The following is a 21,720-nucleotide window of genomic DNA, read 5'->3' on the forward strand; positions in this document are numbered from 1 at the left end:
CCCGGTCAACCGGCTTCGGTCAGTGACATCGCCGCAGGCAGGGCGTCGGCGCTGACATCCCCAACAATCGCAGCGCCTCAGTAACGCTTCAGAAGCCGCTCGAGATAATCCTGCTCTTCCTGAGGGCGAGACGGATCGCCGAGGCGTTTCCGCAACTCCTGCAGAACGCGTTGCGCGCGCGCCGCGACGCCTTCGCCGATCTCGGTGCCGCGTGTCTCCGCCACGCCGCGTCCGCCACGCTGGCGGCCGAGCGGATCGGTGTCGCTGCCATTGGCCATGCCCTGGCCGGTCGTTCCGCCCTGGCCGTCTCCGTCCTGGTCGGATTGCCCTTGCGCCATCTGTTGCGCCAGACCATTGGCGCCCTTCTGCAGCCCTTCAAGCGCGCGCCCCTGCGCCTCCACGGCCTGACGGTTGCTGCTGCCATTGCCCTTGGACAAGGCGCCTTCCGCATCTTTCATGGCGCTCTCGGCGTCGTCGAGCCCTTGCTCACCTTTCATGCCGAGATCACGCATTTTCTTCTGGAGGTCGTCGAGCCGCTGCCGAAGCGCTTGCTGCTGTTGCTTCAGATCCTCCTGCGCCTGCTGGTCGCCAGGCTGGTCGGAGGGTTTCTCGTTGTCGGCGGACTGGTCCTCCATGTCGCCACTGTCATCGTCCGGGTCGGCGCCTTGTCCCATCTGCTGGTCGCCGGATTGCGGCGATCCGCTCGGCGGCGAACGACGGGTCTTGCCCTGCTGAAATGTCTTGTCGCGTACAGCCTGCTGGTCCCGCGTCATCCGGTCGAGTTCGCTCATTTGGCGGTTCATCTCGCGCGCCGCTTGATCGCCGGCCGACCCTTTCTTTGCGGTTTTCAAATTGTCCAGAATGCCTTGGAGTTGGTCGAGCAGCCGCTGCGCTTCGGCCATGTCGCCGGATCGCGCCGCATCCTCCATGCGCTTCATCATCTGCGCGAGATCCTTCGGCGTGACCATCTTGACATTCGGATTGGCCTCGCCTTGCTGCTGCTCTCCCTTCTCCTGCTGCATCATCTCGGCCAGCAGCTTGTCCATCTGCTGGCGCAGATTGTCGGTCAATTTCTTGATCTCGTCGGAGGAGGCGCCCTTGTCCATCGCCTCGCGCAAGGCCTGTTCGGCCGCGCGCAAATCCTGCTGCGCCTGTGTCAGGTCACCATCCTCGATCCGCAGCGCCATCTGCCAGAGATAGTCGGAGAGGTCGATGAGGTCCTGGTCGGTCCGAGCGCTGTCGAGCCGCTGCCGCGCCGTGTAAAGCCCAAGATAGATTGCTTTCGTCGTGCCGAAGTCGTCCGGGGCGATCATCAGGGCGTCGAGCGCGGTCGCGACGCCATCGCGATGATCTGGATCGAACACCAGAGCCTGCCGCTGCTCGACAAGGGCACGTGCCAGCGGCTTTGTGAAGACGCGGACGGGTAGCACCATGCGGACCGGCGCGCTCATGCCGACATTGCCGCCCTCGTCCTTGACGCTGAGCACCATCGAGACTTCGGCGCCGGCCCAGGGATGATCGGAAAGATCGCCCTTGGTCTGGCCCGTCCCAAGGCCGCCGGCCGTCGCAGGCAGAGACAACGTCAGGCGGGGAGGCGGAACGAGCGAGCGACCCGCGATCGGCGTTCCATTCACGGCGGGATCGACGAAGGAGGCTTCAGCACCTGTGACGCCATAATCGTCGTCGATCTTGTAGTTCAGCGTCAGGCCTCCGCGAGCGGCCGGCTCGGGCTTGCCGATCAGCGCAATGGTGGGCGGCATGTCGGGAATGGCTTGCAAAGCGACCGATCCCAAGCTCGTCCCGTCATGGGTGAGCGTCAGCGTCGCATTGCGGGTGAGGGTGAACCGCTTCTCGGGACCCTCCGGCTTAACCGAACCCTTTTCGGTCCCACCGGCAGAGGCCGAGGTACCGAGGCGGTCGGACGCCGCCGGCGAAGCACTGCCTTGCGCCATCTGAACTGGAGCATCTGCCTTGAGCCCAGGGTCGGACGCCACATCGACGCGCCCGGTGCCGGACCAACGGATCACGACAGTCGAATGAGCCGGCGCCGCCACGGTCTGGTTTTGCGTGACGGGATGGTCTGGACCAACCAGAACCACGGGCGGCCGGCCTGTATAAAGGGGCGGATCGATCCAGGCATCCACGCGAAAGCCGGGACCAGCCACGCCGGTGGTGCCGCGCCAATCGAACGCCGTTCCCAACAGGCTGTCCCGATCGGCTCCCGCCACGAAAGCGGCCGCGACCAGCGCCAAAAGCGCCAGCGCCCGCAACGCGAACGGATCGCGATCGACCATGCGCGGGGAGGGGCGCGCCACCCGGATGCGCGCGACCGTGCCCTCGAGCCGCTTGCGATAGACCTCCCATAACGCGCGCGTGGTCGGATCACTGCCCTGGTTCGCCAAGTGATCTGCCGCCGCAGAAACCGGCCGATGCTTCGATCCCGAATCCCGGTCGAGCCGGTTGAGGGCCTCGGACCGGGTCGGCCACGCTGCGCGATAAGCCAGAACGGCCGCCCAACCCAGACCGCCGAGGATCGCAAAAACACCCGCAATCCGGACAATTCTCGGCGCCACAACCCAAACACCGAGCCACGACAGCGTGACGAACAGAGCCACCAAACCGGCTGCGAGAACGATCGCGGGCCACAGCCGTTCAAACCGCAGCGTCCAAAGAGCCCGACCGATCAGACGGTCGATGCGGCCCGGTGTTGCGTCCTTTTGATCCGGCAAGCACCGTCTCCGGTTAGATTGAAGCCACAGGCGCCGCCCTCTCACGCGAGGCACGACACGATCGAGCCCTACTATAGGCCCATGGCGCGCTAAGAAAACGCGTCATGCGAACGCGGTTCTCGGGCGCCGATCAGCTCATGATCGGCCAGGACCGCGTCGAAACTGCGACGGGTTGACCGTCGGTGGCATGACGCGCCCGGCAGTGTCAGTCGAGAGGAACGACCGCCGTGTCGCCCTGGAGCATTGGCGTCTGACCCTGCCGCGAGAGATCGATGGGCGGCACCACCGTCGGCAAGGCCGGCTGGGCGATCGATGCCGTGGGCAACGGATCGACCCGCTCACCCAGCGAGACCGTCCGCACCGGCGCCTGATCGTGCAGCATGGCTCGATCGGGGAGCGGCATCGCCGTCCGAATGACGGGCCCCGACGCCGACCCTCCCGTGTCGCCGGTTGCGCTCGGCTTGCTCGGCGCAGCGGCAGCGCCGACCATTGCATCGGGCTGCGCCAGGGCGGTCACGACGGGTTGTTGCGGCTCGATCGCGGGATCGCCCACCGGTGGCGCGGCTGGCGGTGACGTTTGAGCCTCGAGCACGGCCTTGTCCGACACCGCTGAGCTTGGCTCGATCGGGGTCTCGATCGGCACGGCAGCGCTCGCGGCAGGGGTTGCGAGCACCGAAAGCGGGGGATTGACCGGACGATGGGTCGAGGCTCTCGTCTGCTCGATGGATGCGGGGCCGATGGGGGCAGGGTCCTGCGCCGGTGCCGCCGGAATCAACGGCGCCGATCTCACGGCAGGCACGCTTTCGAGCGAAACGACCGCGAGGGCACGATCCGGCACGGGGGCGGCCTTAGGCGCGACTGCAAAAGCGGACGGCGGGTTGGATGGAGCGGCATGGACCACCACACCCGTCAGCCCGAGAGGTCGCGGCGGCTCGACCGCCGCAACACGCGTGTCGACGGGCGGCATCGGCGGCCCGAACGCCTGTCGCACGACGGGCTTCACCGGGCGAGCGAGCATCCGCGCGATGTGCTTTCGCACAGGCGGAATCGGCGTGAGGGGCTCCCCCGCGACCGTGTCGGTCGTCTTCACCGTCGTTTCGACATCAGCCCCGGCCTTCATCGGGGTGTGACGATCGCGCAACGGAGACCTATCGCCGACGTGGAGCCGAGGCTTCAGCGGCGCGCCATGCGCCTTGGCGATGCGCTGGGGCGGCGCCGTGATCGAGGGCGGCGGCGGCAGTTCGGTCGAGATAATCGGCGTCGGAGGTTCGACCGGCGCGGGTGCGGCAGCCGGCTGCTTGTCAAGTCCAAGCCAGACCCGGCACCAGGAATTGCAGGGAAGAGCCGGCTCGCCAACCCCATTTTCTGCCCGAACCGACGAGACCATCGCAGAGGATGCGAGCAGTCCCACAAGACATGTTGCAACGATTGGCTTCATGAACAAATACTACGCCGAGTAACGGAATGATCGAACTCAACTACGTCGAGTCCAACCCCCGAGTCATCCATAAAATATTAATCAATATGGCAATTCGGTAGTAGTGCCGCAGCTTTTTGCAGCAAAGCTTCAGTTTTAATTGACGGTGATGCTATTAAGCCAAAACCGAATCGACAAAGCCCGGCAAGGCTTGCAGGCCCGGTTGCGAGGCGGCGATCACTTTGAACAAATGGCCCATCCCCGGGCCGTCTTTGCTGTCGATCGCCGTCAAGCGCGTGAAAGCGGCCTTCACGTCGTCACCGGCTGAGGGCTTTGCGGCGGCGAGTTGGTGGGCGCGCGCCTCGAGGCCGAGCGCAAGCAGGAATTCCCCTTGCGGGCGCGGCCCCGACACCACGGCCCCCGCCGCCCGCATGGCGCGACCGAGTGCCGCGAAATCGACATGCGCGGTCAGATCGACCTCACCGGGCCGTTGCAGAGGATCGGCAAAACCATGGCGGCTCACCGCCTGCAGCGTTTCGCCGAAACCGCTGGCGGTGTGGCCGTAATCCAGGATCAACGCCGCGCCGCCGCTCGTGGCGATGCGTGTGGCAAGGCTATGGGCGACCCGCAAGCCATCGGCCGCAACCTCCAGTACGCTCCCGTTCGGCCCCGTCAGGGCGATACGCGGCTCCGGCTCGGGTGCGAGGCCGAACCTCAAGCCTTGGTTGCCGTCGAGCCCGACCAGCCGCTCGTGCCAGCCGCGTTCGGTCTTCTGGTAATGGCGGACCGGAAGAGCGTCGAAAAACTCGTTGGCGACCACCAGGACCGGCCCCGCCGGCACGGTCGCGAGTGTATCGTGCCACCGCGCCGCAATGCCGACCTCTGCCAATGTTTCGGCTTGGCGAGCCCGCAGAACCGGACTGGTCTCGACGAGATGGAGATCGATGGCGGCGCGAAAGTCCGGACGCACACGCGCGGCCCGCAAGGCATCGACCATCAAAGTTCCGCGCCCCGGGCCAAGTTCGACCAGGATGACGTGGGCCGGCTCGCCTAGAAGACGCCAGGTCTCCGCAAGCCACAGGCCGATCATCTCGCCGAACATTTGGCTGATCTCGGGCGCCGTGATGAAATCACCCGAGCGGCCGAGTGGATCGCGCGTGTGATAATAGCCGTAGGCGGGATGTCCGAGCGCCAAGGCCATATAGCGATCGAGCCCGATCGGCCCATCGTCGGTGATCAGATCGCGGATCAGCCGAGCGAGGGGGCTTGCGTCTGTCATCGAAGCGAAGGGGCCGCTGGCACGGAGCGGCGCGCGTAGATGATCGCGACGATCCCGATCACGATCAGCGGCAGCGACAGCAGCATCCCCATGGTGGCCCCGCCAAAGAGGAAGCCGAGTTGCGGATCGGGCTGGCGGAAGAACTCGCAGGTGATGCGGGCGATGCCATAGCCGACCGCGAAACAGCCCGCCACGAGGCCGGGGCGACGCAATCCTCCAGCGCGGATCACCAAGGCCAAAATGATCAACAGCACCACGCCTTCGAGGCCCGCCTCATAGAGTTGGCTTGGATGACGCGGGAGGGGGCCTCCGCCTGGAAACACCATGGCCCAAGGCACGTCCGTCTCGCGGCCCCAGAGCTCGGGCTTGATGAAGTTGGCAAGGCGGCCACAGAACAGACCGATCGGCACCCCGGCCGCCACGACATCGGCCACACTCGCGGCGCTGACGCCATGCCGCCGGGCAAAGATCCAGATCGCCAGAATGGCTCCGGCCAAGCCGCCGTGAAAGGCCATGCCGCCTTTCCACACCGCGACGATCTCGCTTGGATTATCGAGGTAGTAGGGTAGGTTGTAGAACAGCACGTAGCCCAGCCGGCCGCCGACCACGATGCCGAACGCGATATAGACCACGAGATCGTCGATGCTGAGGCGGGTCGGATGCGAGAGGCCGTTCCACAACGCCTCACGCCCGCACAACCAGCGGGCATAGGCCCACCCCGCCACGAGGCCGGCCACATAGGCCAGCGCATACCAGCGGATCGGAAACGGCCCGAGATTGATCAGGACCGGGTCGATGACGGGGTAGGGGATGGGAAAGATCGGCATGGGCGGTGCTTGCCCGCCCACCGCCGGGTCGTCAAGCGGGCTGGAGCGCCGCCCGGTTCACAAATCGACCGACTTGGTCGTTTGTCTCAGAGGTGCGGCTTCTTACCCGAGATCTCGACCAGCATGCGCTGATGGATCAGCACCATCGGCAGCGTCGCGCGCGCATAAGCACGGAAGGCTGGGTCCTCACCGTTGATCGCGTAATCGCTGATGAGCGCCACCGCGCGCGCATGCGCCTTCGACTGATCCGACAAATAGACCTTGTCGAGCTTCGGGCTGTCCATCAGGCCGAGATCGTCGACCAACGTCTTCTGCGCCTTGCCCGGAATGATGTCGGTCGGCACGCCGGCCCGACGGCCCAGCCGGTCGAGTTCGGCCTGCGCGATCGTATGATCGTGGATCATCTCTTCCGCAAAAGCCCGGACCACCGGATTGGTGCTGGTCTCGAGGATGATCTTGGATTCGTCGATCTCGAACGCGTTGCCGAGCGAGGCGTCTTGAGCGAACAGGCCCACGAAGGGCGAGGCCGGTTCGGCCGCAACATGCGATGCGCTCAGCAGCGTCGTCATCAGAGCCGCGGCCAAAAGTGCTGATTTCATGCTCGTTCATCCATCGTTTGCGGCTGACAGCATCGACGTGTCGCGCCGCGATAGCTCGGAAACCAGCGCCGCGGCGCACGGTTCCCGCACCCTCATATCGCGAGGCGCTGTCAGAAGCGAGCAATGACGCCCCGCTCCTGCAGCGAGGCGACCACCTCGTCGGCCAGGATCTCCGGCGACTTGGTGCCGGCGTCGAGCCGCATTTCCGGGTTCTCCGGCGCCTCGTAAGGCTGGTCGATTCCGGTGAAGTTCTTGATCTCCCCCGCCAGGGCTCGCTTGTAGAGTCCCTTTGGATCGCGGGCGATACACGCCTCGATCGGCGCATCGACGAAGATTTCCAGGAACTCGCCAGGCTCGGCCAGTTCCCGGACGAGCCGCCGCTCCGCCGCGAAAGGCGAGATAAAGCTGCACAGCACCACGAGGCCGGCCTCGGTCATCAGTTTGGCGACTTCGCCAACGCGGCGCACGTTCTCAACCCGGTCGGCATCGGTGAAGCCGAGATCCTTGTTGAGGCCGTGCCGCACGTTGTCGCCATCTAGCATCACGGTATGGACGCTGCGCGCATGAAGCTTGGTTTCGACGAGATTCGCGACCGTCGATTTGCCGGCACCCGACAAGCCGGTGAACCACAGGATCGCGGGTTTCTGATGTTTGAGGTCCGCGCGGGACTGTTTGCTGACCGCGAGATCCTGCCGGTGGATATTCGTGGCCCGCCGCAGCGCGAAATCGATCATCCCGGCCCCGGCGGTCGCATTGGTGGCACGGTCGATAAGGATGAAGGCGCCGGTGTCCTTGTTGTCGGCATAGCTGTCGAAGGCGATCGGGACGGACGCCGCGATGTTGCAGAGGCCGATCTCGTTCAGGCTCAGGGTCTTGGCGGCGAGCCGGTCGAGGCTGTTGACGTCGACCCGATGTTTGAGATCGGTCACGGTCACCGGAACCGACCGGGCCGCGATCTTCATCAGATAGGACCGGCCTGGGAGCAGATTGTCGGCGCTCATCCAAATCACATGGGCGGCGAATTGGTCCGCCACCTGAGGACGATCCTTGGACGACGACAGGACGTCCCCCCGCGCAATGTCGATCTCATCGGCGAGCGTCAGCGTCACGGCATCGCCGGCTTCGGCGCTGGTGCGGTCACCGTCCTGGGTGACGATGCGGGTCACGACGGAGGTCTGCCCCGAGCCCGCTACGGTAATAGCGTCGCCGGGCACGATCCGGCCGCTCGCGATGGTGCCGGCAAAGCCCCGGAAATCGAGGTTGGGACGGTTGATCCACTGCACCGGCAGGCGGAACGGCTTCTCCCGCCGGTCCTGATCGACATCGGCGGCCTCGAGATGGGTCAGCAAGCTCCCGCCATCGTACCACGGCATTTTATCGGACGCGGCCGAGACGTTGTCGCCATAGCGAGCCGATAGCGGAATGGCCGTGATGGCGCTGAAATTCAGCTGCTCGGCGAAGGCGCGAAAATCCTGCTCGATCCGCTCGAACGTCGACTGATCGTAATCGACGAGATCGATCTTGTTGATCGCCAGGATGACGTGCCGGATGCCAAGCAGCGAGACGATGAACGCATGACGCCGCGTTTGCGTCAGCAGGCCCTTGCGCGCATCGACCAGCAGGATCGCGAGATCCGCATTGGAAGCGCCGGTCGCCATGTTGCGGGTGAATTGCTCGTGACCCGGCGTGTCGGCCACGATGAAGGCGCGACGCGGCGTCGCGAAATAGCGATAGGCGACGTCGATCGTGATGCCCTGTTCGCGCTCGGCCTCGAGCCCATCCACCAGCAGCGCGAAATCGATGTCGTCACCGACCGTGCCGTGTTTCTTGCTGTCGCGTTCAAGCGCCGATAATTGGTCGTCGAAGATGGAATTCTGCTCGTAGAGCAGACGGCCGATCAGGGTCGACTTGCCGTCATCGACCGAGCCGCAGGTCAGAAAGCGCAAAGTGGGGCGGGACAAGGCCTCGCGTTGGGTTGCCATCAGAAATACCCCTCGCGCTTTTTCTTCTCCATGGAGCCGGACTCGTCGCTGTCGATCAAACGGCCCTGGCGTTCCGACGTCGTAGACGAGCGCATCTCGTCGATCATGTCATCGAGCGTCGCGGCATCCGAGGGAATCGCCCCCGTGAGGGGATAATCACCGAGAGTGCGGAATCGCACCCGCTCCATCCGTGGCGTCTCGCCGGGGTTCATCGGCAAGCGATCGTCATCCACCATGATGAGGGTGCCGTCACGCGTGACGACCGGACGCTCTTTGGCGAAATACAGCGGCACGACATCGATCTGCTCCGCCCGGATGTAATCCCAGACATCGAGTTCAGTCCAATTCGACAGCGGAAACACCCGCATGGACTCGCCGGGTTTGATCCGTGTGTTGAACAGGCTCCATAATTCAGGCCGCTGATTGCGCGGGTCCCAGGCATGGGTTGCGGAGCGATGCGAGAAGACGCGCTCCTTGGCGCGGCTCTTCTCCTCGTCGCGCCGCGCGCCGCCAAAGGCCGCGTCATACTGGCCCTTGTCGAGCGCCTGCCGAAGCCCCTCGGTCTTCATCACCTGCGTGTGCACGGAGGAGCCTGAGGCCACCGGTGAAATACCCCGCCGCACGCCATCCTGATTGATGTGCACGATCAGATCCATCCCGGCGCGCTTCGCCGCCTCGTCCCGGAACGCGATCATTTCGCGAAACTTCCAGGTCGTGTCGACATGCAGCAGCGGAAACGGCGGCTTGGCTGGGAAAAACGCCTTCAGGGCGACATGCAGCATCACGCTCGAATCCTTGCCGACCGAATAGAGCATGACCGGGTTGCGGAACTCGGCCACGACCTCTCGCATGATGTGGATCGCTTCGGCTTCGAGACGGCGCAGGTGGACGGGGAGCTGATCGGACATGAAGATTGCGGTTCCGTGACGGATGCAATCGTGTTTACCGCGCCAAATGCCGTCAATGCAACGCGCTCGCGCGATTATTATATCGCGCCGCTAGACTTCTCAGAGCCTGGGCTTCGGTTTCAGGTGATGGCGGGCACGATCAACAGCATCGGATGCCGACGCGGGTCGGCTCAGCGAACCTCGCTGACGAGCGGCTTTCCGCCAAAGAATGCCGCGAGATTGGCCAGCATCGTGGACTGTTGGGCCTCCTGGGCCGACGTCGCATTGGCGGCGATATGCGGTGTCAGCACGATGTTGGGAAGAGCCTTCAACCTGGCCGGGACCTGGGGCTCACGCTCGAACACATCGAGAGCGGCCCCGCCGATGATGCCGCGCGAGATGTTGACGAGATGGCCCTCGGGGCCGAGCGCCGCCAAGACCCTCGCATCGACCGCGTGATAGTTCGAGGCGCCGGCGCGAGCCGCAACCACGAGGATATCGGCCCATTCTGCCAGTCCGATGAGGCTGTCGTGGTAGAGATAAGCTACGTCGGTCCGGGCCGAGCGGTTGTGATAGCCGATCTGCACCGAGAACCCGGCCGCGAGACGGGCGATCCGTGTGCCGATCGCTCCAAGCCCGTAAATGCCCACCCGGCGGCCCGACAAACCGGCACGCATCGGCATGCGCTCGACCGAATTGCCCTTCCAAGAGCCGGCCCGCACGAAGCGATCGCCGGACGCGATCTGCCGCGTCGTCGCCAGCATGAGCCCGATCGCATATTCGGCGACCGCGTCGGCATTGGCCGAGCCCGCATTGGCGATCGCAATGCCGCGGGACGCGGCATGGGCCCGATCGACCCCCTCGAAACCCGTGCCGTAGCAGCAAATCAGCTCGAGCGACGGCAGCGCGTCGATCAGGGCTGCATCGGTCGTCAGCGTCCCCATGGTCAGCAGTGCGCGTACCTCGGCTGCACCCAGAGGCAGCGCGCCGGGCCCTGCCGTTCCGAGCGGCCCGAGCACCTGATAATCCTCCTTCAACCGCTCGACGAAGCGGGCCGGCAACTGCGGCACCATCAGGATGGTGGGGTTCATGCTGGCCTCTGACGATGCGGGACTCAACCCTCGACGGTCTTAACGACCAGCGGAGCATAGCGGTAGGGTCGATAGCTCGGCTCCCATACATGCGCGTCGATGCGATCGTCGATCTCGGCCTCGTCCAGCGGCTCCGCCACACCATCGGCGATCGCCTGCCGCGCCACGGCGCCCGCGAGCGTCCGCGCCACGCTACGGAGTTCTTCGACGGGCGGCAGAAGCCGGCCGTTCGGATCCTTCAGGGCGGGCGAGAGATCCGCCAAAGCCCGGGCCGCCGCCATGAACATCGCATCCGTAACGCGGCGCGCGTCGACCGCCAGAACCCCCAGTCCGACACCCGGGAAGATGTAGGAATTGTTGGTCTGGTTGATCGGGATCGTCACGCCGTTCCGCTCGACCGCCTTGAACGGGCTGCCGGTGCCCATCAGGGCGCGGCCGCCGGTCCATTCCATCACGTCCTTCGGTTGGGCTTCGGCTCGCGAGGTCGGGTTGGAGAGCGGGAAGATGATCGGGCGCGGTGTGTTGTCCGCCATCTTCCGCACGATTGCCTCGGTAAATGCACCAGCCTGCATCGATACGCCGATCAGCGTCGTCGGATGGGCGTTGGCGACCACGTCGGCCAGCCCGATGCGTCCGGGCTCTTCCAACGTCCACCCCGCGACCGCCTCGCGCGATTGCACGAATTTGCGCTGGTTCGGCCGGATGTCGTTCTGGCCTTCGACCAGCAGGCCGTTGATGTCGACCGCATAGAAACGCTTGCGCGCCTCCGCCTCGTCGAGCCCGTCCGCCACCATGGCTTCGAGCAGGAAGGTCGCAATGCCGCAACCCGCCGAGCCCGCGCCGAGCAAGGCGATCCGCTGGTCGACAAGCGGCGTGCCGGTCACCTTCACGGCGGCCATCAGGGTTGCGGCCGCAACCGCGGCCGTGCCCTGGATATCATCGTTGAATGTGCAGAGCCGGTCGCGATAACGTTCCAGAAAACGTCCCGAATTGCTGCCGGCGAAGTCCTCCCACTGCAGCAGGACCTTGGGCCAGCGCTCGTGGACCGCGTTGACGAAATCCTCGACGAAATCGTCGTAATCCTGCCCCCGCATACGCCTGTGCCGCCACCCGACATACATCGGGTCGGCCAAACGTTCGTCATTGTCGGTACCGACATCGAGCAGGATCGGCAGGGTCTCGCCCGGATGGATGCCGGCGCAACCCGTGTAGAGCGACAGCTTGCCGATCGGGATACCCATGCCACCGGCGCCTTGATCGCCTAGCCCAAGAATGCGTTCGCCATCGCTCACCACGATGACGCGGACGGCATCAAAAAGCGGATTGGCCAGAATATCGCGGAGACGATCCCGGTTGGGGTAGCTGAGAAAGATGCCGCGCGGCTTGCGCCAGATTTCGCTGAACCGTTCGCAACCCTCGCCGACGGTCGGCGTGTAGACGAGCGGAAGCATCTCTTCGGTGTTGTCGGCAAACAGGCGGTAGAACAAGGTTTCATTGGTGTCGAGCAGGTCGCGCAGGAAGGCGTAGCGCTCGAAGTCGTTGCTGAACTCGCGCAAGACTTTCAGACGGCGGGCCGCCTGACTTTCGATGGTGCCGACATGGGGCGGCAAAATGCCATGCAGGCGGAACTGATCGCGCTCTCCATCCGTGAACGCGGTGCCCTTGTTGAGGAGGGGGCGGTTGATGAGATCGTACCCGCTGAGGTGGGTTTCGATCACGGCGGCATGCCCCGGGACCCGCGTCTGGCTCATCGTCTTAATTCCTTGGCTTCGCGTCTCGTCACCGACAAGCGCGCGTCCTCGTTCATGCCATCAGCACGATGTGGAGCAGCCCCTATAGGACAGAATCACGGCCGCGCTAAGCCCGTCTTGGCCCGGTTCGGACGCGGCCCACCCTACCCGCTGAGGCGAATGGATCCAGCCTCGTGATATCGGAGATGAGGCGAGACGGCGACGATCGGCTCAACCGCTGTCTGCAGCGGCTTAACCGCTGTTTGCAGCGGCTCAATCGTAACGGAGGAAGCGGATTTCGCTGTCGCCCTGGCTGCGCCGCTCAAGTTGCGTGAACCGCAAGGGCAGATCGGGCACCGCATCATCCGCCTCTTCAAGGACGCAGACCGCGCCGGGAGCCAGCCACCCGCCCTCGTCGAGCGCCGTAAGGGCGAGGCCGCCAAGCCCTTTCGCATAGGGAGGATCGAGAAATGCGAGCGTGAAGGGCAAACCGGGCGAAGCGCCCAGTTTGGTGGCGTCGCGACGAAAAATCCGCGTCAGGCCTCCAAGGCCAAGCGCCTCGATGTTGCCACGCAGAAGCGCCCGCGCTTCGGTTCCGTCATCGACGAACATGCCGAACGCCGCCCCGCGCGACAGGGCTTCGAGGCCGAGCGCACCCGTCCCGGCGAAGAGATCGATGACCCGTGCGTCCCGGACCGACCCATCATAGGCATGATCCAGGATGTTGAAGAGCGTCTCGCGAAGCCGATCGGAGGTGGGACGAATGTCGCGCGTGGTCGGGCCGAGTAGACTGCGCCCCTTGAAGCGCCCCCCGATGATCCGCATCAGGGTGTCGGACGCCCACGGCCACCACCGCCACCGCCGGTTCGCGGTTTACCGCCGCCCGTTCCCGGCCGGGTGCCGGAACGCGGCGGGCGCGAGCCGCCTTTCGGACGATCGTCTCCGCCCGGACGCCCTGGGGCGCTGGAGCGAGACCGGCCGCCGAAACCGCCATCCTGCCCTGTCTTGCCGCGCGCCGGCGGACGGTTCGGTCGATCGGCTTGGCGCTCGAGGCGCTGGGCGGACCGACCTTCGGGCTTGTCGCCCGAGGTGAAGCGCGGTCGTGCTGCCTTGCCGTCCTGTCCACGCGGAGCTCGTCCGTCGGATCCTGCTCCCGCACTCGGGCCAGCACGACTGCTGTCCCGAGGAAAGCGCGGAGCATCGGACCGCGGGCGGTCATCACGCTGTCCACCTTGCGGCCGAGCGTCCCGATCTCGCGACCGTGCGGGGCGCGCGTCGCCGGTGTCGCTGCGGGCGGCCCGTGCGGGACGCGGCGCGGCGCGATCGTCGCGATTGTCGAAGCGTGGCGGCCGTGATGGCGCCGCATCGCGTCGGGCAGGACGAAAGTCTTTATCGGCCTGGCGGACGGTGCGCGGACGGCGGCCGTCCTGACGCGGTGCCGCCTCGTCGCCGATATCCTCGTCGCGGCGACGGGTGCCGCCAACCCGCATGCCCGGGCCGGGTCGCGCATCGTCGCCCGACCGCGCCTGTTCAAAGCGGCGTGCATTCCGGTTCGGTGCGGCATTGCTCGAGGGCGTGCGAGCCGCCGTCGTGATCCGCTCGACAGCGACGGCGCGACCCTTGCGATCGGCCGTGGCGGTGCGTTGGGTGCGCCGGCGCGGACCATCGGTCTCGGCCTCGTCACGCTGCTGACGAAGCGCCGAGACATGGCGGCGTGGCTCAGTGGCCGACGCGCGCTGCGGGCGGGCACGATCCTCGGTGGAGGCGTCACGTTTATCGCGCATGCCGCGCCGCTCGGCCATTTTGGTCTGCCGGACCTCGCGCGTCACGATCGTGGCGCTCGGGACCGGACCCTCGAAATCGACGCCAGCCTCCTTGGCGAGCGCCGGCCCGAGTTGGTCGCGCAGGATGCGGGTCTTGACCTCCTCGACGGCGCCCTCGGGCAGATCCCCGAGCTGGAACGGACCGAACGACACGCGAATAAGACGGCTCACTGCCAGCCCGAGATGTTCGAGCACGCGCTTGATCTCGCGATTTTTGCCTTCGCGCAGACCCATGGTGAGCCACACGTTGGCGCCCTGCTGGCGATCGAGCTTGGCCTCGATGCCGGCATAGTCGATCCCCTCAATCGTGACCCCGCGCGAGAGCTCGTCGAGCGTGCCTTGATCGATCGAGCCATTGGCGCGGACGCGGTAGCGTCTCACCCATCCGGTCGAGGGCAACTCCAGCATGCGGGAGAGGCCACCATCATTGGTCAGCAGCATCAGACCTTCGGTGTTGATATCAAGACGGCCGACCGTCACGAGGCGGGGAAGATCGTCCGGCAAAGCGTCGTAGATGGTCGGCCGGCCTTCGGGGTCCTTCGCGGTCGTCACGAGCCCGCGCGATTTGTGGAACATGAAGAGGCGGGTCCGCTCCGCCTTCTCGATCGGCGAACCATCAACCGTGATGATGTCGGACGGGCCGATGTTGAGCGCCGGGCTTTCGATGACCCGACCATTGACCGCGACGCGGCCGGCGAGGATCCAGCTTTCAGCATCCCGCCTCGAGCAGAGGCCGGCCCGAGCCATCACTTTCGCGATCCGGGCTTCATCGGATTGCAGCGCAGGGGACACGTCGGGCGCCGGCGCGGATGCGGCTGCGTCCTGGTCGGAGGATGCCGCCTTTGGCGCAAGGGATTTTGGTGAAACGCGCCGGATCAACGGCTGCAGTTGGCTGAAGCGGCGGGCCGGGCGGCCAGGGCGGCGGGTATTATCGGTCGTGTCGGTCATAAGCCGTGATACCAGAGGCCGAAACATTTGGGGACATCAATGTGCGACGAGGCGCAGAAAGCCACATTCGACCCGCTTTCGCTGGCGTTCCAGGCGGCGCGAGAGGCTGCCGCGCGGGGCGAGGTGCCGGTCGGAGCCGTGGTGGTTCGCAACGGCCAGCTGCTCGCCGTGGCCGGGAACCGAACCCTCACCGATCGCGATCCCACCGCGCATGCCGAGGTGTTGGCGATCCGCGCCGCTTGCGCGACGGCGCAATCGCAGCGGCTGCCGGATTGCGATCTCTATGTCACGCTCGAACCCTGCGCGATGTGCGCCGGCGCGATCTCGTTCGCGCGCATCCGTCGCCTCTATTACGCGGCTTCCGATCCGAAGGGCGGCGCGGTCGACAACGGACCGCGCTTTTTTGGTCAACCCACCTGCCATCACGCCCCCGACGTCTATGGCGGGCTGCGGGAAGGCGAGGCTGCGGCGCTACTGCGCGCCTTTTTTACTGAGCGTCGCTGACGCGCCCGCTCCGTTCAGGCCGCGGCGATCGTGCTGCCTGCGCTTTTCGCTTTGCCCCATCGGCCCGGCACCTGGGGGATCGGCGAGGGGCGCCCGAACAGGTAGCCCTGCGCGAGATCGCAGCCCTGCTGCTCCAGAAACTCGAGGTGCCACAATTCCTCGACGCCCTCGGCGCAAACCTTGATGCCGAGTTTGTGCCCCAGTTCGATGGCGGCCTGCGCCACCGCAATGGCGCGTGAATTGTCACGCAGATGGCGCGCGAAACTGCCGTCGAGCTTGATGATATCGAACGGAAATTCGGTCAAATAGGAGAGCGACGACAAACCAAAGCCGAAATCGTCGAGCGTCACCTGCACCCCGATCGCCTTCAAAGCCTCGATGTCTTTGAGAGCGCGGCTGAAATCCCGGATCAACGACCCTTCCGTAATCTCGATCCGCAACCGGCTGGGATCGAGGCTGGTCTCCCGCATCGTGTCGGCCACGATGTCGGGAAGATGTCCGGCCAAGAACCACTCCGGCGAGATATTCACCGACACGCCTGTCGTATCGGTCCAAGAGGCGGCGGCGCGGCAGGCCTTCCGGAGAATGACCTTATCGATCGCCATCATCAGGTCGCCGCGTTCGGCCACCTGGATAAAGGTGCTTGGGGCGACCGGGCCGTGATCGGGCCGGTTCCAACGCGCCAGCGCCTCGTAGCTATGCAATTCCTCACGACGAAGGTCGACGATCGGCTGCCAGTAGATCGAGAAACCCTCGGTCTCGATGGCGTTTCGCAGATCCTCTTCCATCCGACGATCCGACCGGAGATTGCCGGCGGCCCCATCGCGTGTCGTCCGGATCTGACCCGGCCCGGCTTGCTTGGCATCGGCCAAGGCCCGATGCGCCTGCTGCAGCAACATCACCGGCGTGTCGGCCTGTTCGCCGTAAAGCGCCACCCCGATCGACAGATTGAGCTGCAGGGTGAGATCATCCATCTCAAACGGCGTCACGAAGGCGGCATGAATGCGTTGCGCCGTCGCCTCGGGTTCGCCGACCAGGAACGGCCCAGCCATCAGAATGGCGAATTCGGCACTGCCGAGGCGGAGCAACCGATCGCTGCCGCGGATCGCATTGCGGAGGCGACGAGCCACATCCTTCAAGATCGCATCGCCAAAGCCGTGCCCGTGCACGTCGTTGACCTTTTTGAACCCGTCGATATCGACCGATAGCAGCGCCAGCCCTTCCGGGAGCTTGCCTTCCACGACCTTGCCGCCAACCAAAGAGGCGGCAATGTCGGTCTTGGCCCGAGCGACCGCATCCTCGAGAATACGATTGAAGGCCAGGCGGTTGCCGAGACCTGTCAGTCCATCCACCTCGCGCTGCATCCGGAGCGCATAGCTCAGCTTATGGACGCGAAGCAGCGACGAGGCATGTCGGGAGAAGCGCGCCAACATGGTCCGATCCTCATCGGACAAGGTCCGCGGGCTATGATCGATGATCTCGAGCGCGCCGACCGCGAACCCGCTCTCGTCGAGGATCGCGTGGCCGGCATAGAAGCGGATGAAGGGCGGACCGCTGACCAGAGGGCTCGCCTTCATGCGTGCATCGCTCCGCGCATCCTCCACCACCAACGTTTCGTCCGGAGCCAGGATCACATGGGCGCAGAGCGAGCTTGCCCGCGGGCTCTCCTGAAACCGCGCCGGCAAACCCACCATGGCCTTGTGCCACTGGCGTTCCTCGTCGATCAACGTAAAGGTCGCGATCGGCACGTTCAGGCTCTCGGCCACCACTGCCAGGAAACTGTCGAATTGCGGATCGGCCGGGGTGTCGAGAATATGGAGCTCCAGCAAGGCTTCGAGGCGCTGGGTCTCGTTAAACGGCAGATAGGCCGGCTGCATGATCGCTCCGCTCGGGATGGCCGCATGGTTCTGATCTGGAGATGATAGGCTATAAGGAGTGAATAGATCGCATGAGCCAAACTCGTGGCGCTATCATTGCGGCGGCAAGGTAAACGATTGCCGTAACAGACGCGATTAAACCGTAATGGTCTAGCGAAGTTTGCAGGTCGGCTCGTCTCCCTAACCTTGCGGCACGAAAACGGCGTCGGCCACCACCTTGGACGCCACTATGGCCGTCCCATATAAGAATCCATGTTCATGAGCCAAATCTCGTGTGTGAGGTCACCCTCAACCCTTCGGAGTCGTCGCGAGTCATGCTGTCGCCGCTGATCAAGATATGCGGCCTGTCGACGGCGCCGACCATGGAGGTCGCCCTCGAGGTGGGTGTCGATCTCGTCGGTCTGGTGTTTTTTGCCAGAAGCCCGCGGCATGTCACGCATGACGAGGCGCGACAATTGGCCCAGCAGGCGCGTGGACGCGCCGGCATCGTGGCTTTGACGGTGGACGCCGAGGACGCGGCGCTCGATGCTTTGATGAAGCACGTCGCGCCCGATCGCTTGCAACTGCATGGTCGCGAAACGCCTGAACGGGTCGCCGCCATCAAGGCACAAACGGGACGTCCGGTCATCAAAGCGATCGGCCTGTCGACCCGGAGCGACCTCGCACAGATCCAGGCCTATGGCGATGTCGCCGACATGATCTTGTTCGACGCCAAGCCGCTGCCGCAGGCCAACCTGCCCGGCGGCAATGGGATCCCGTTCGATTGGTCGCTACTGAGTGGTCTTGACCTCAAGGTTCCGTTTATGCTTTCCGGAGGATTGTCGATCGGCAACGTCGAGACTGCGCTGCGACTGACGCGGGCGCCGGGCGTCGATGTGTCGTCGGGGGTTGAAAGCAGCCCCGGCCGCAAGGATCCCGACAAGATTCGCGCCTTCGTGCTCGCGGTGCGTCGTGCCGCGACATCGATGGCCGAGTCTCCCGTGAATCGCGCGGACGCGACTTTACCGCGAGAACCACGATGACGCTTCTGGAGGAACGAATGAACGCGCAAGGGATGCCGAACTCCTTCAGGAACGGCCCGGATGAGCATGGCCGGTTCGGAGTGTTCGGCGGCCGCTTCGTGGCCGAGACCCTGATGCCCTTCATCCTCGAACTCGAGGGCGCCTATGCTCGGTTCAAGGACGATCCCGGCTTCAAGGCCGAAACCGCCGATCTCCACACGCATTATGTGGGTCGTCCGTCGCCTCTGTATTTCGCCGAGCGCCTCACCGACTATTGCGGCGGCGCGAAGATCTATTTCAAGCGCGAGGACCTGAACCACACCGGCGCTCACAAGATCAACAATGTGATCGGGCAGATTTTGCTGGCCCGGCGCATGGGCAAGACCCGGATCATCGCCGAGACGGGCGCCGGTCAGCATGGCGTTGCGACCGCGACGGTCTGCGCCCGCTTCGGACTCGAATGTATCGTCTATATGGGCGCCGTGGACGTTGAGCGGCAGAAGCCCAACGTTTTCCGCATGAAAATGCTAGGCGCCGAAGTTCGCGCCGTGCAATCGGGTGCGAAAACCCTCAAGGACGCGATGAACGAGGCCCTGCGCGACTGGGTCACCAATGTCGACGATACCTTCTATTGCATCGGAACGGCCGCTGGCCCGGCGCCTTATCCCGCCATGGTGCGCGACTTTCAATCTGTCATCGGCACCGAGGTGCGCGAGCAGATGCAAAAGCAGGAGGGTCGACTGCCGGACTCGTTGATCGCCTGTATCGGCGGGGGCTCCAACGCGATCGGCCTGTTCCATCCCTTCCTCGACGATGCAGCCGTCGAGATCTTCGGTGTCGAAGCTGCCGGTCATGGGCTTGATACGCCGGCCCACGCGGCCTCGATGGCTGGTGGGAAACCCGGCGTGCTGCACGGCAACCGCACCTACCTGCTGATGGACGACGATGGCCAGATCCTCGAGGGCCATTCCATTTCGGCCGGCCTCGACTATCCCGGCGTCGGCCCAGAGCATTCATGGTTGAAGGATATCGGCCGGGTCGTCTATCTCTCGGCGACCGACAAGCAGGCGCTCGACGCGTTCCAACTCTGTTCCAAGCTCGAGGGCATCATTCCCGCTCTGGAGCCGGCCCATGCGATCGCCTCGATCCTCGATCTCGCGCCAAAACGGCCGAAGGATCACCTGATGGTGCTGAACATGAGTGGCCGCGGCGACAAGGACATTTTCACGGTCGCCGACCACCTCGGCGGGATGTGATCCGATGAGCACCCGTCTGACCGCCCGTTTCTCGGCCTGCGCCGAACAGGACCGCGCCGCTCTCGTCTGTTTTATCACGGCCGGTGATCCCGACCTCTCCACATCGGCGGCGCTGCTGAAGGCGCTTCCCGCTGCTGGGGCCGATGTGATCGAACTCGGCATGCCCTTCACCGATCCGATGGCGGATGGGCCCGTCATTCAGGCGGCAGGGCTTCGCGCCCTCAAGGCCGGGCAGACGCTCCGCAAGACGCTCGCCATGGTGCGTGACTTCCGCGAGACCGACCGCGAAACCCCCATCGTGCTGATGGGCTATTACAACCCGATCTATGTCCATGGGGTGGAGCGCTTTCTCGCCGATGCGGTCGCGGCCGGCGTCGATGGCATGATCGTCGTCGATCTGCCACCGGAGGAAGATGATGAATTATGCCGGCCCGCCATCGCGGCCGGGCTCAATTTCATCCGCCTCGCCACACCGACCACGGATGACGAGCGGATGCCGGCCGTCATCGCGAACACCTCCGGCTTCGTCTATTATGTCTCCGTGAACGGCGTGACGGGGTCGGCGGTCCCGGATTATACAAGCGTCGCCGCGGCCGTGATGCGGATCAAGGCGCATACCAACCTCCCGGTCGCCGTGGGGTTCGGCGTGAAAACACCCGCCGATGCGGCCGCCGTGGCGTCTCATGCCGACGGGGTCGTGGTCGGCTCCGCCTTGATCTCGGTCATCGTTTCGACCCTCGACGCCGAGGACCGGGCCACGACCGAGACGGTTCCGGCTGCGGTCGCGTTTGTTCGTAGCTTGGCCTCTGGCGTCCAAGCCGGCCGCCGCATCAGCACAGCGGCCTGACGCAGAGCCCAAACTCAAGGAGACATGAATGAACTGGATGCTGAACGTGGTACCGCCGAAGATCCGCTCGTTCCTCAAACGGGAGACGCCGGAGAATCTGTGGGTGAAGTGCCCGGACAGCGGCCAGTTGGTTCATCACAAGGATCTCGAAGCCAACCTCTTCGTGGTGCCGAATTCCGGCTACCATATGCGGATGACCGCCGATGTGCGGCTTAAAGCGACCTTCGACGGTGGCACTTGGACCGATATCGGCGTCCCCGACGTGCCGCTCGATCCGCTAAAATTTCGGGACGAGAAGCGCTATGTCGACAAGCTGAAGGATGCGCGGACCAAAACTGGCCTCGTCGATGCCATCAAACTCGGGGCTGGCACGATCGAGGGTCAGGCCGCGACCGTCGCGGTGCAGGACTTCGACTTCATCGGCGGCACACTTGGGATGGCGGCGGGCGAAGCCGTAGTGACCGGCATCGACTATGCCGTGAAGAACCGCACCTCCTTTATCCTCTTCGCGGCGTCGGGCGGCGCGCGGATGCATGAGGGAATGTTTTCGCTGATGCAGATGCCGCGCACGACGGTGGCGGTCCGGCGGCTGAGGGCCGCCAAGCTGCCTTACATTGTCGTGCTGACCAATCCGACGACCGGCGGCGTCACGGCCTCCTATGCAATGTTGGGCGACATTCACATCGCGGAGCCGGGGGCCTTGATCGGCTTTGCGGGACCTCGCGTCATCGAACAGACCGTGCGCGAAAAGCTGCCTGAGGGGTTTCAGCGGTCGGAATATCTGCGCGATCACGGCATGGTGGATCTCGTCGTGCCGCGACGCGACATGCGGGCGACGCTTGGCCGCCTTTGCGGCATCTTGATGAACACGCCGCCGCATGTCGCAGTAGACCTTCCCGACGATGTCGCGGCTGCTGCGTGAC

At 64.9% G+C, this 21,720-nt stretch carries 17 protein-coding genes; 5 read left to right on the forward strand and 12 right to left on the reverse strand.

The genetic code is table 11. From position 1 onward, the window contains the following. Positions 1-77: 77 nt before the first annotated feature. From LGH83_RS13095 to LGH83_RS13145, 11 genes are all read right to left on the reverse strand, one after another. The gene (locus LGH83_RS13095) at positions 78-2,729 is read right to left on the reverse strand and encodes a TIGR02302 family protein (protein ID WP_227399051.1); all 2,652 of its coding nucleotides are present in this window, start codon (positions 2,727-2,729) and stop codon (positions 78-80) included. A gap of 205 nt (positions 2,730-2,934) precedes the next feature. Further along, positions 2,935-4,167 carry a hypothetical protein gene (locus LGH83_RS13100; protein ID WP_227399052.1) on the reverse strand — a complete coding sequence of 411 codons (1,233 nt, stop codon included), beginning with the start codon at positions 4,165-4,167 and terminating at the stop codon, positions 2,935-2,937. 154 nt (positions 4,168-4,321) lie between these two features. Then, positions 4,322-5,425, reverse strand: a complete 1,104-nt coding sequence (locus LGH83_RS13105) for a class I SAM-dependent methyltransferase (protein WP_227399053.1) — start codon at positions 5,423-5,425, stop codon at positions 4,322-4,324. Then, positions 5,422-6,252 (reverse strand): prolipoprotein diacylglyceryl transferase, encoded by an 831-nt coding sequence (gene lgt, locus LGH83_RS13110; protein ID WP_227399054.1) that lies wholly within the window; start codon positions 6,250-6,252, stop codon positions 5,422-5,424. Before lgt ends, LGH83_RS13105 begins: the two co-directional genes overlap by 4 nt. 86 nt (positions 6,253-6,338) lie before the next feature. After that, entirely contained in the window at positions 6,339-6,851 is a 513-nt protein-coding gene (locus LGH83_RS13115) for a DUF4142 domain-containing protein (protein WP_227399055.1), read from the reverse strand. Between the two features lie 110 nt (positions 6,852-6,961). Continuing rightward, positions 6,962-8,833: a sulfate adenylyltransferase subunit CysN gene (cysN, locus tag LGH83_RS13120; RefSeq protein WP_227399056.1), complete on the reverse strand. Its 1,872-nt coding sequence runs from the start codon at positions 8,831-8,833 to the stop codon at positions 6,962-6,964. Beyond that, positions 8,833-9,741, reverse strand: coding sequence for a sulfate adenylyltransferase subunit CysD (gene cysD / locus LGH83_RS13125; protein ID WP_227399057.1), 909 nt, complete (start codon positions 9,739-9,741; stop codon positions 8,833-8,835). The genes cysN and cysD overlap by 1 nt, the downstream gene beginning before the upstream one ends. 170 nt (positions 9,742-9,911) lie before the next feature. Beyond that, positions 9,912-10,811 (reverse strand): 2-hydroxyacid dehydrogenase, encoded by a 900-nt coding sequence (locus LGH83_RS13130; RefSeq protein ID WP_227399058.1) that lies wholly within the window; start codon positions 10,809-10,811, stop codon positions 9,912-9,914. A gap of 23 nt (positions 10,812-10,834) precedes the next feature. Continuing rightward, on the reverse strand, positions 10,835-12,562 hold the full coding sequence (locus tag LGH83_RS13135; RefSeq protein ID WP_227399059.1) for an NAD-dependent malic enzyme: 1,728 nt from the start codon (positions 12,560-12,562) through the stop codon (positions 10,835-10,837). A gap of 252 nt (positions 12,563-12,814) precedes the next feature. Further along, positions 12,815-13,366, reverse strand: a complete 552-nt coding sequence (gene rsmD, locus LGH83_RS13140; RefSeq protein ID WP_227399060.1) for a 16S rRNA (guanine(966)-N(2))-methyltransferase RsmD — start codon at positions 13,364-13,366, stop codon at positions 12,815-12,817. Next, entirely contained in the window at positions 13,366-15,312 is a 1,947-nt protein-coding gene (locus LGH83_RS13145) for a pseudouridine synthase (RefSeq protein WP_227399061.1), read from the reverse strand. The genes rsmD and LGH83_RS13145 overlap by 1 nt, the downstream gene beginning before the upstream one ends. 39 nt (positions 15,313-15,351) lie before the next feature. Between LGH83_RS13145 and LGH83_RS13150 the strand changes: the two genes are divergently transcribed. Beyond that, a complete protein-coding gene (locus LGH83_RS13150) occupies positions 15,352-15,816 on the forward strand; it encodes a nucleoside deaminase (RefSeq protein WP_227399062.1) in 465 nt (154 codons plus the stop codon). 14 nt (positions 15,817-15,830) lie between these two features. Here the strand turns inward: LGH83_RS13150 and LGH83_RS13155 are convergent, their stop codons facing one another. Continuing rightward, a complete protein-coding gene (locus tag LGH83_RS13155) occupies positions 15,831-17,693 on the reverse strand; it encodes a putative bifunctional diguanylate cyclase/phosphodiesterase (protein WP_131113994.1) in 1,863 nt (620 codons plus the stop codon). 314 nt (positions 17,694-18,007) lie between these two features. Between LGH83_RS13155 and LGH83_RS13160 the strand changes: the two genes are divergently transcribed. From LGH83_RS13160 to accD, 4 genes are read left to right on the forward strand one after another with little or no spacing between them, the layout of a single operon-like run. After that, positions 18,008-18,715, forward strand: coding sequence for a phosphoribosylanthranilate isomerase (locus LGH83_RS13160; RefSeq protein WP_227399063.1), 708 nt, complete (start codon positions 18,008-18,010; stop codon positions 18,713-18,715). Positions 18,716-18,732: 17 nt separating this feature from the next. Continuing rightward, positions 18,733-19,950 carry a tryptophan synthase subunit beta gene (gene trpB, locus LGH83_RS13165; protein ID WP_131119333.1) on the forward strand — a complete coding sequence of 406 codons (1,218 nt, stop codon included), beginning with the start codon at positions 18,733-18,735 and terminating at the stop codon, positions 19,948-19,950. 4 nt (positions 19,951-19,954) lie between these two features. Next, positions 19,955-20,797, forward strand: a complete 843-nt coding sequence (gene trpA / locus LGH83_RS13170; protein ID WP_227399064.1) for a tryptophan synthase subunit alpha — start codon at positions 19,955-19,957, stop codon at positions 20,795-20,797. A gap of 28 nt (positions 20,798-20,825) precedes the next feature. Beyond that, a complete protein-coding gene (gene accD / locus LGH83_RS13175) occupies positions 20,826-21,719 on the forward strand; it encodes an acetyl-CoA carboxylase, carboxyltransferase subunit beta (RefSeq protein ID WP_227399065.1) in 894 nt (297 codons plus the stop codon). Position 21,720 lies beyond the last annotated feature (1 nt).

It is taken from the genome of Lichenihabitans sp. PAMC28606 (assembly GCF_020616535.1).
Taxonomy (GTDB): Bacteria; Pseudomonadota; Alphaproteobacteria; order Rhizobiales; family Beijerinckiaceae; genus Lichenihabitans; species Lichenihabitans psoromatis.

What these genes read in the sequence shown, in the direction of transcription:
- LGH83_RS13100 (WP_227399052.1), bottom strand. Translation starts at nt 4,167, where the DNA reads ATGAAGCCAATCGTTGCAACATGTCTTGTGGGACTGCTCGCATCCTCT.
- LGH83_RS13105 (WP_227399053.1), bottom strand. Translation starts at nt 5,425, where the DNA reads ATGACAGACGCAAGCCCCCTCGCTCGGCTGATCCGCGATCTGATCACC.
- lgt (WP_227399054.1), bottom strand. Translation starts at nt 6,252, where the DNA reads ATGCCGATCTTTCCCATCCCCTACCCCGTCATCGACCCGGTCCTGATC.
- LGH83_RS13115 (WP_227399055.1), bottom strand. Translation starts at nt 6,851, where the DNA reads ATGAAATCAGCACTTTTGGCCGCGGCTCTGATGACGACGCTGCTGAGC.
- cysN (WP_227399056.1), bottom strand. Translation starts at nt 8,833, where the DNA reads ATGGCAACCCAACGCGAGGCCTTGTCCCGCCCCACTTTGCGCTTTCTG.
- cysD (WP_227399057.1), bottom strand. Translation starts at nt 9,741, where the DNA reads ATGTCCGATCAGCTCCCCGTCCACCTGCGCCGTCTCGAAGCCGAAGCG.
- LGH83_RS13130 (WP_227399058.1), bottom strand. Translation starts at nt 10,811, where the DNA reads ATGAACCCCACCATCCTGATGGTGCCGCAGTTGCCGGCCCGCTTCGTC.
- LGH83_RS13135 (WP_227399059.1), bottom strand. Translation starts at nt 12,562, where the DNA reads ATGAGCCAGACGCGGGTCCCGGGGCATGCCGCCGTGATCGAAACCCAC.
- rsmD (WP_227399060.1), bottom strand. Translation starts at nt 13,366, where the DNA reads ATGCGGATCATCGGGGGGCGCTTCAAGGGGCGCAGTCTACTCGGCCCG.
- LGH83_RS13145 (WP_227399061.1), bottom strand. Translation starts at nt 15,312, where the DNA reads ATGACCGACACGACCGATAATACCCGCCGCCCTGGCCGCCCGGCCCGC.
- LGH83_RS13150 (WP_227399062.1), top strand. Translation starts at nt 15,352, where the DNA reads ATGTGCGACGAGGCGCAGAAAGCCACATTCGACCCGCTTTCGCTGGCG.
- LGH83_RS13155 (WP_131113994.1), bottom strand. Translation starts at nt 17,693, where the DNA reads ATGCAGCCGGCCTATCTGCCGTTTAACGAGACCCAGCGCCTCGAAGCC.
- LGH83_RS13160 (WP_227399063.1), top strand. Translation starts at nt 18,008, where the DNA reads ATGCTGTCGCCGCTGATCAAGATATGCGGCCTGTCGACGGCGCCGACC.
- trpB (WP_131119333.1), top strand. Translation starts at nt 18,733, where the DNA reads ATGAACGCGCAAGGGATGCCGAACTCCTTCAGGAACGGCCCGGATGAG.
- trpA (WP_227399064.1), top strand. Translation starts at nt 19,955, where the DNA reads ATGAGCACCCGTCTGACCGCCCGTTTCTCGGCCTGCGCCGAACAGGAC.
- accD (WP_227399065.1), top strand. Translation starts at nt 20,826, where the DNA reads ATGAACTGGATGCTGAACGTGGTACCGCCGAAGATCCGCTCGTTCCTC.